This window comes from uncultured Methylobacterium sp., assembly GCF_964244095.1.
GTDB lineage: Bacteria > Pseudomonadota > Alphaproteobacteria > Rhizobiales > Beijerinckiaceae > Methylobacterium.
On sequence record NZ_CAXTHR010000169.1, the window covers coordinates 1 to 8,299 of the forward strand.

Consider the following 8,299-nt stretch of genomic DNA (forward strand, 5'->3'; position numbering starts at 1 on the left):
GGTTGCAGGGTGAAGGCCCGCCAGATGCGGTGGATGGTGGAGGGGGCATAGCCGAACCTCATCCCGGGACCATACACCTAGGATCGAGATCGCCGTTCCGATGTTCGGCTACAAGACCCACGTCTCGATCGACCGCAAGCACAGGTTCGTCCGGCGCTTCGCCGTGACCAGCGCAGCCGCCCATGACGGGGCGCAACTGGCCAACGCCCTCGACCCGGCCAACACGGCCAGCGACGTCTGGGCCGACACGGCCTACCGCTCGAAGACCAACGAAGCCCATCTGGCCAAACACGGCCGGCGCTCGAGGACCCACTTCCGGCGGCAGCCCGGCCTCGACCTGACGCCGTCGCAGCGCAAGGCCAACCGCGCCCGCTCCAAGGTCCGTTCGGCCGTCGAGACGGTGTTCGCCAGCCAGAAGCACCGCTTCGGCCTGTTCGTACGCACCAGCGGTCTGGCCCGAGCCCGGACCAGGATCGGGTTCGCCAACCGCGCCCACAACCTCAAGCGCCTCCTCTGGATCGAAGCCCGGCCGGTCGCGGCCTGAAAAAGGCTCAGGAAGGGCCGCCGGGGGCCGCTCACGAGACACCCCCACACGGTCAACCGTTCAGGCCAGAGTGGTCCGCAGCGACAAAGCGCCCCAACAGGCGGTTCTTCGAGGTGTCCGAGCCCGACCATGTTGGGTCGGATCACGGCTCTAGGCCCTTGTTTTAACGCGCACTTTCGCGACGAACCGGCACCTCCTTCGTCGGAGGGCGTACGCGTCGGGCAGCCCCGCGCTCGATCCGGGCGCAACGGAGCCCGAAGGCGGTCGCCCCCGCCACATCCCGGCGGTTCGAGGAGCCGAACAGCACGGCGCCGGCCTCCACGTATGGCCTCGCATCGTCTTGCACGCGAGCCGGCAACCGCCGCGCTGGACGATGCGCTCACGCCCGCCGCAGCCGCAGCCCGAACAGGTGGAGCAGCCCCGCGACGAGCCCGCCGTAGACCGCGGCGCCCGCGAGCCCGAGCAGCGCCAGCACCGCGACCTCGCGCCCGCGCGGCAGGGCCGGCACCAGGGCTTCGGCCAGCGGCAGCCCGTAGACGGCCACCCCCGCCAGCGCCGCGCAGCCGAGGGCGACGCCGAGCCCCGTCAGCCCCAGCGTCCGGCCCGGCGCGGCCCAGCCGCGGCGCCACGCGAGGCCGGCCAGCAGCACGAGGTTGACCCACTGGCCGACCGCGGTGGCGAGCGCGAGCCCGGTGACGCCGTAGGGGCCGGTGAGCCAGAGCTTCAGCCCGACGTTGACCAGGATCGCGGTGAGCGAGGCCCAGAGCGGCGTCGTCGTGTCCTGGCGGCTGTAGAAGCTCGCGACCGCGCTGCGCACCAGCACCACCGCCGGCAGCGCCAGCCCGTAGGCCGCGAGTACGGACGCCGCGCGCGCCGCATCCTCGGCCGAGAACGCGCCGCGCTGGAACAGGGCCGCCATGATCAGGCCGGGCAGGGTGAGGAAGGCCACCGTGAACGGCGCCGAGAGCGCGAGCGAGAACCCGGCGGCCCGGTTCTGCGCCGCGTGCGCCCCGGCGACGTCGCCGGCTGCGATCCGCCGGCTCATCTCCGGCAGCAGCACCGTGCCGGCGGCGATGGCGATGACGCCGAAGGGAAGCTGGTAGAGCCGGTCGGCGTAGTACAGCGCCGAGACCGCGCCGGCGGGCAGCCAGCTCGCGATGATCGTGTCGGCGAACGCCGCGATCTGGAACCCGGCCGAGCCGATCACCGCCGGCCCCAGCACCGCGAAGAAGCGCGCCATCGCCGGATCGCGCAAGCTCGGCCGGGCGAGCCGCGGCGCGGCGCCGGCGCGGCGGCAGCCCCACCACAGCAGCCCGAACTGGAGCACGCCGGAGACCGAAACGCCCCAGGCGGCGGCATGGGCCGCGTCCGGGAACAGGAAGGCCAGCGCCAGCGCCGCCAGCACCGCGAGGTTCAGCAGCACCGGCGCGCCCGCCGCCACGGCGAAGCGGCGCTGCGCGTTGAGCACCCCCGACAGCAGCGTCACCAGCGTCATGAACAGCAGGTAGGGGAAGGTGATCCGCGTCAGCGCCACCGCGAGTGCGAACCGCTCCGGGTCGGCGGAGAAGCCCGGCGCCAGCGCCCCCACGACCCACGGCATCAGGGGCAGGGCGAGTGCCAGCAGCACGATCTGAAGGCCGAGCATCAGGGTGAAGATGCGGTCGGCGAAGGCTTGCGCCGCGCCCTCCGCACCCGTCTCGGCCAAGCCCGCATAGGCCGGCACGAAGGCAGTGTTGAACGCGCCCTCGCCGAAGATCGCGCGAAAGTGGTTCGGCAGGCGGAAGGCGACGACGAAGGCGTCGGCCAGCGGCCCCGCGCCCATCACCGCGGCCATCGCCACGTCGCGGGCAAAGCCCGTGACCCGCGAGACCAGGGTCCAGCTCCCGACCGACAGGATCGCACGGATCACCGGAGGACCGCGCCGTCAGTGTTCCGCATCGCCGCCACGCCCGCCCCACCGTCCGGCCGGTGACTTACGGCGGCGGGGCGCGTGGGGGCAAGCGGCGCGAACGCGGCGCCCTCGATGGGCAAGCGGCGCGAACGCGGCGCCCCTGATGGGCAAGCGGCGCTTCGGCCACCGGAACGGCCGGCCGTCGGCGCGGCGCGATTCAGCGGGCCTTCACCGTCTTCGCGCTCCGTCGTGTCCGGACAGCCCGTTCCGTGGCATCGTGCGCCCCGCGCCGACGGACGCATCGCGTGCGTCCCGGCACCGTCGGTCCGGCCCGCGCGCCGTAGACGCAACCGATCGGCGAACCGGGTGCCCGCATGCTGCCGTCCTACCGAGCCAGGCTCCGCCGCGACCTGCTGGACTGGCAGGAACGCGGGCTGATCGACGCCGCGCAGCGCGAGCGGATCGCCGCCGAGGCGCTGGCGCCGCCGGGGCCCGGCTATCTCCAAGGCATCCTCGTCCTCTGCATCGTCGTCCTGGTCGCGCCCGCGATCATCGCCTTCGTCGCCGCGAACTGGTCGGGCCTCGCGCCCGCCACCCGCATGGTCGTGCTGTTCTCAGCCGATGCCGCCGCCGTGCTCGGGGCGTGGTTCGCGGGCCGCCGCCACGCCCGGGCGCCGAGCGCCCCCCAACGTGCGGTCGCCGACGGGGCCGCGACCCTGTCGCTGGTCCTGGCGGCGGCGACGCTGGCGCTGGTCGGCCAGACCTTCCACGTGCCGCCGGACCTGCGCGGCTACGCCGCGACGGTGGCCGCCCTCGGCCTCGCCACGGCCCTCGTCGCCCGCTCGGGCGGGGCGGCCTTCGCCGCCTGCGCGGCGCTCGTCGTGGCCGATGTCGGCCCTTGGGACGGGGGCGCGGCGCCCGGCGCGGGATCGCCCACCTTCTGGTTCGTCGCGTCCGGGTTGCTGGCCGGGTTCCTCACCGGATGGCTGCCGGCGCGCGCGCCCAGCCTGACGGTGCTGCTCGTGGTGCTGGCCAACCACCTCGGCGCCGCGTCCGGCGGCATCCCGACGATCGGACCCGACCGGCTGATGCTGGTCGCGGCGCTCGCCCTCGGCGCGGGCCACGCGCTGGCGGGCCAAGCTCTGGCGGGCTTCGGCGCGGACCCGCGGACGGCGCGGCTGCGCGAGGGCGGCGCGGCCCTGGCGCAGGCTGCCACGGGCGTCTGCCTCCTCGGCATCCTCGCCGTCGCCGCGCGGACGCTGGGCTGGGGCGGCCGACCGTCGCCCGCCTGGATTCTCCCGACGCTCCTCGCCTTCGCCGCCGCCGGCGCGCTCCTCGTCCTGCCGCGGCGGCGCGGGCGCGGCCCCCTGCCGCTGCCCGAACTGATCGTCCTGGGCTCGACCGCGCTGTCCTTTCTCGTTCTGCTGACGGGGGCGTGGGGCTGGGCGCCGGCGCGGGGCGGGTCGCCGTTCTGGACCGTCTGGGGCGGCATCGTGCCGGCGCTCGGCCTCGTCGTCGCCGGCCACCTCGACGAGCGCCGCGCGCTGTTCGGCTGGGGGCTCGCCCTGGTGGCCGGGCTGATCGTCGGGATGCTCGCCGTGTCGCGCGACCTCCTCGGGTTCTCGGTAAACCTCCTCGGCTCCGCCGCCCTCGTCGCCCTGACGCTGGCGCTCTGCCGCTGGGCCGACCGCCGCCTCGCCGGGAGGACCGCGTGATGACCCTGCGATCGGCAGCGACGGCGGTCGCCTTCGCCGCGCTCCTCGCGGTGCAGCTCCTGCCCGCGGCGAGCCTGGCGTGGCGGCAGACCGAGCGCCTGCACGCGGGCCGCCCGCTCCTGCTGACGGTGGAGACCCGCGACCCGCGCGACCTGCTCCGCGGCGAGTACAGCGTGCTCGCCTACGCGATCGGCCGGCTGCAGGGCGTGCCGGCCGCCGCGGGGTCCGCCTGCGATCTGGCCGCGCGCGAGACCTGCGCGCTCGGGCCCGAGCGCACGGTCTACGTCCGGCTCGCGCCCGACGCCGAGGGCGTCCACCGGGCGACCGAGGTGGCGTTCGAGCGCCCGCCCGGCGACGCGCCGTTCATCGCCGGGACGGTCCGGTCCGGCACCCTCGTCCGCAACGGCGCCCGCTTCGGCCAGCAGACCTGCGGGCAGCCCGCCTGCCTGTTCGGCCAAGCGAGCTACGGCATCGAGACCTGGTACGGGGCGCAAGGCGTGCCGGCCCGGCTCGACCGGATGGCGCGCAGAGACATCCGCGTCGAGGTCCGGGTCGACGCGGACGGGGTCGCGGTCCTCGACGGGCTCCGCGTCGGCGGCGAGCCCTTCGCGAAGACCGCGCGGCTGTGGCGCTGAGCGAACGCGAGGTCCGAGCCGCGCCGCCGCGGCTACGTCTTGCGGAACTTGTCGGGGCCGGGTCCGACGTTCCGGACGCGCGCGACGTGGACGCTGGCCTCGGGATACTTGGCCTTGGTTTCCTGGATCACCGCGCCCTGCGTCTCCCCGGTGACGACGGCGCGCTTGCCGCCCTCGTGCTTCGCGCCGAAGCCGCCATCGGGGCGAGGTTCGATGAAGATCTTGTCCTTTGCCATCCGCGTCCTCCGTCGGCCGTCATGGCCGAAGGGACGGGATTTATTGTCGGATGGCAAGGTCATCCGTGCCGATCAGGCGTCGCAGGTCGGTCATGATCCCGAACGGACGGCGATTTTCCGGCGGATGAAGAACAGCACCGCGGTTCCGGCACGCGAGGACAGGTCTCGATGCGGCACCATCGCGAGGAACGCCACCCGATGCTCGTGGAGCCGTCATCGCCCCGTCGGCACGGCCGAACGGCGGCGACGGTCATCCCCGGCTTCCGGACGCGACGGCTCCGCTCCGCGTTCCGACGCCGCCCGGGCAGCCGGCGGCCGGCTCGTTCGCCGGGTCCGCGGCGCCTCACGAGGTCGGCCGGTCCTTCGGAATGAGCCTGCGGATCACGTCCCAGTACGAGACCGGCGCGAGGCGTTCGATCAGGGCGATCACCTTGGCGTCGGAGCCGACGAGCACGCGGCCCTTGCGGCGCGCGACCCCCGACAGGATGATCGCGGCGGCCCGCGCCGGCGGGAGCTTCAGGAGCCTGTTCGAGGCGGCGCGGCCGCGGGCCGCCGCCTCGGGCGTGAGGTGGGCGGGCACGCGGGCGCTGTCGGCGATCGCCGTCGCGACGCCGCCGGGATGGATTACGGTGAGCCCGACATTCGTGCCGGCCAGCTCGTGCCGGAGCGCCTGGGAGAAGCCGCGCACCGCGAACTTGCTCGCCGCGTAGGCGGTCTGGCCCGGCGGCGCGATCAGCCCGTAGAGGCTCGACAGGTTGACGATCCACGCCTCGTCGCGCGCGCCCAGCAGTGGCAGGAAGGCGCGGGTCATCCGCACGACGCCCCAGAAGTTGATCTCGAACAGCCACGCGAAGTCGGCCTCGCTCACGTCGGCGAAGGTGCCGCCGAGCGCCACGCCCGCATTGTTGAACAGCAGGTCGAGGCCGCCGTGGGCGGCCTCGACCGCCGCGGGCAGCGCGGCGACGGCGGCGCGGTCGGCGACGTCGAGGACGTGCCGGGTGATGCGGATCCGGCTCGGCGCGATCATCCGCCCGGTCTCGGCGAGCCCCGCCGCGTCGCGGTCGGCGAGCGCGAGGTGGCAGCCGCGCTGCGCCAGTGCCACGGCGAGCGCCCGCCCGATGCCGCTCGCCGCGCCGGTGACGAGCGCGGTCCGGTTCTCGAAGCTCAGATGCGGCATCGCTCGGTTCCCGTCCGTTTCCTTGCGTCCGGAGCGTGCGCTCCCGACCCTCGCGTGAGTCGAGGCCCACCCTCCCCCGCTTAAGGCTGGCAGAGGCACACATCCTCCGATGCGAGCGGATGAGAAAGGCGCGTCAGGCCGCGCGACGGGCCGGCGGCGTGCGGCCGAAGCGCATCGTGCCGTCGTCGAGGCGGCCGAAGCGCAGGGCCGCCGTGTCGAGGACGTAGTTCTGATGCAGCCTCCACGGCTTGGCGTCGGCTTGGCGCGGCAGCAGGTGCGCGGCCCGGGTCACGTAGCCCGAGGTCAGCGGCAGGGTCGGTGCTTCGGTGAGCGAGGCGGGGTCCGCGCGGGGCTCGCACCAGGTGTAGCCGCGCCGGTCCATGTGCCGGATCAGGCGGCAGAGGTAGCGCGCGGTGAGCTCGCTCTTCAGGGTCCACGAGGCGTTGGTGTAGCCGATCGTCACCGCGAGGTTCGGCACGCCCGACAGCATCATCCCCTTGTACAGGAAGGTTTTTGCCGGATCGACGGTGCGGCCGTCGACGGTCAGCGTCAGGCCGCCCAGCATCCGCAGGCGCAGGCCCGTGGCGGTGACGACGATGTCGGCCGGCAGCGTCCGGCCCGAGGCGAGGCGCACGCCGTCCTCGGTGAAGGTCGCGATCGTGTCGGTCTCGACGGACGCGCGCCCGGAGCGGATCGCCTTGAACAGGTCGCCGTCCGGCACGAGGCAGAGGCGCTGGTCCCACGGCTTGTAGGCCGGGGTGAAGTGCCGGGCGACGTCGTAGTCCGGGCCGAGCTGCGCCCGCACGCCGGCGAGGAGGCGCTTGGTCATCGCCGCCGGATGCTTGCGCGCGTACCGGTAGAAGAAAATCCCGAGCGCGACGTTCTTGGCCCGCGTCAGCCCGTGGGCGAGGCCCGCCGGGAGCCTGGCCCGCAGCCAGTGGGCGATCCCGTCCCGGCTCGGCAGGGCGACGACGTAGGTGGGCGAGCGTTGCAGCATCGTCACGTGGGTCGCGCTCGCCGCCATCGCCGGCACCAGCGTCACCGCGGTGGCGCCCGAGCCGATCACCACCACGCGCTTGCCGTCGTAGGCGAGGTCGTCGGGCCAGGCCTGCGGGTGCACGACGCGGCCCGCGAACCGCGCGATCCCGGGAAAATCCGGGCTGTGGCCGTGGTCGTAGGCGTAGTAGCCGCTGCACACCGCGAGGATCGAGGCGGTGTAGCGCACCGGCGCCGCGTCCGCGCCGACCTCGGCGTCCAGCGTCCACAGCGCGGCGGCCGAATCCCAGGCCGCCCGCACCACGCGGGTGCCGAAGCGGATCTTCCGGTCGATCCCCTCGGCGGCGGCCGTCTCGCGGAGGTAGGCGAGGATCGAGGCGCCGTCGGCGATCGCCCTGTCGCTGCGCCACGGGCGGAAGCTGAAGCCGAAGGTGTAGAGGTCGGAATCCGAGCGCAGGCCGGGATAGCGGAACAGGTCCCAGGTCCCGCCGATCGCCCCGCGCGCCTCCAGGATCGCGTAGGTCTTCCCCGGGCACTCGGCCTGAAGATGGTGGCTCATGGCGATGCCGGAGATGCCGGCGCCGACGATCAGCACGTCGAAATGGCGCGTGGCGGACGCGGGATCGGGCGACGCGGGGGCGGATGGGTCCATGGCGTGGGCTTCGGCGGTTTCGTGACCTGACGCAAGCGGGGCTGGCGGAGGCGGCGCAGGGGCGAGGCTCCAAGCCCTCTCCCGCTTAAGGGGGCTATCGTCCTCACGCATCTCGCAGGAGCGACCGACGCGTCCTTCCTCCCCCCACACAAGTCGGGCAAGCCCGACTTGTGTGGGGGGAGGGTGGCCCTCGCATGAGCGAGGGTCGGGAGAGGGGAGCGCCCTTTACGGATACGGCGCTCCTATCTCCCGACTTGGCTCGCGTGCCACCCTCTCCCGCAGAGGTGAGAGGGAAGACCCGCGCGGATGGTGCGTCTGAGCCTTACGCGGTCGCCTCGGCGTACAGCTTTTCCACGTGCTCCCAGTTCACGAGGTTGTCGAGGAACGCCTTGAGGTAGTCGGGGCGGCGGTTGCGGTAGTCGATGTAGTAGGAATGCTCCCACACGTCGACGC

Annotated in this window: 8 protein-coding genes; 3 read left to right on the forward strand and 5 right to left on the reverse strand. The window is 73.8% G+C overall.

Going from position 1 to position 8,299, the window contains the following annotated elements; translation table 11 throughout:
• The first annotated feature begins 100 nt into the window (after positions 1 to 100).
• Positions 101 to 544, forward strand: coding sequence for a transposase (locus tag ACFE86_RS19555; protein ID WP_375456991.1), 444 nt, complete (start codon positions 101 to 103; stop codon positions 542 to 544).
• A gap of 379 nt (positions 545 to 923) precedes the next feature.
• Here the strand turns inward: ACFE86_RS19555 and murJ are convergent, their stop codons facing one another.
• The gene (gene murJ, locus ACFE86_RS19560) at positions 924 to 2,453 is read right to left on the reverse strand and encodes a murein biosynthesis integral membrane protein MurJ (RefSeq protein ID WP_375456992.1); all 1,530 of its coding nucleotides are present in this window, start codon (positions 2,451 to 2,453) and stop codon (positions 924 to 926) included.
• Between the two features lie 356 nt (positions 2,454 to 2,809).
• On the opposite strand from murJ, the gene ACFE86_RS19565 reads away from it, so the two are divergent.
• Entirely contained in the window at positions 2,810 to 4,150 is a 1,341-nt protein-coding gene (locus ACFE86_RS19565) for a DUF2157 domain-containing protein (RefSeq protein WP_375456993.1), read from the forward strand.
• Positions 4,150 to 4,785 (forward strand): GDYXXLXY domain-containing protein, encoded by a 636-nt coding sequence (locus ACFE86_RS19570; protein WP_375456994.1) that lies wholly within the window; start codon positions 4,150 to 4,152, stop codon positions 4,783 to 4,785. The genes ACFE86_RS19565 and ACFE86_RS19570 overlap by 1 nt, the downstream gene beginning before the upstream one ends.
• A 32-nt stretch (positions 4,786 to 4,817) precedes the next feature.
• Here ACFE86_RS19570 and ACFE86_RS19575 read toward each other — a convergent pair whose 3' ends face one another.
• The 4 genes from ACFE86_RS19575 to ACFE86_RS19590 all read right to left on the reverse strand — a co-directional run.
• Positions 4,818 to 5,021 carry a hypothetical protein gene (locus tag ACFE86_RS19575; protein WP_375456995.1) on the reverse strand — a complete coding sequence of 68 codons (204 nt, stop codon included), beginning with the start codon at positions 5,019 to 5,021 and terminating at the stop codon, positions 4,818 to 4,820.
• 343 nt (positions 5,022 to 5,364) lie between these two features.
• Positions 5,365 to 6,198 carry an SDR family NAD(P)-dependent oxidoreductase gene (locus ACFE86_RS19580; protein WP_375456996.1) on the reverse strand — a complete coding sequence of 278 codons (834 nt, stop codon included), beginning with the start codon at positions 6,196 to 6,198 and terminating at the stop codon, positions 5,365 to 5,367.
• A gap of 133 nt (positions 6,199 to 6,331) precedes the next feature.
• Positions 6,332 to 7,846: a flavin-containing monooxygenase gene (locus ACFE86_RS19585; RefSeq protein ID WP_375456997.1), complete on the reverse strand. Its 1,515-nt coding sequence runs from the start codon at positions 7,844 to 7,846 to the stop codon at positions 6,332 to 6,334.
• A gap of 322 nt (positions 7,847 to 8,168) precedes the next feature.
• The coding region (locus tag ACFE86_RS19590; protein WP_375456998.1) for a Fe-Mn family superoxide dismutase at positions 8,169 to 8,299 on the reverse strand (131 nt) is incomplete at its 5' end.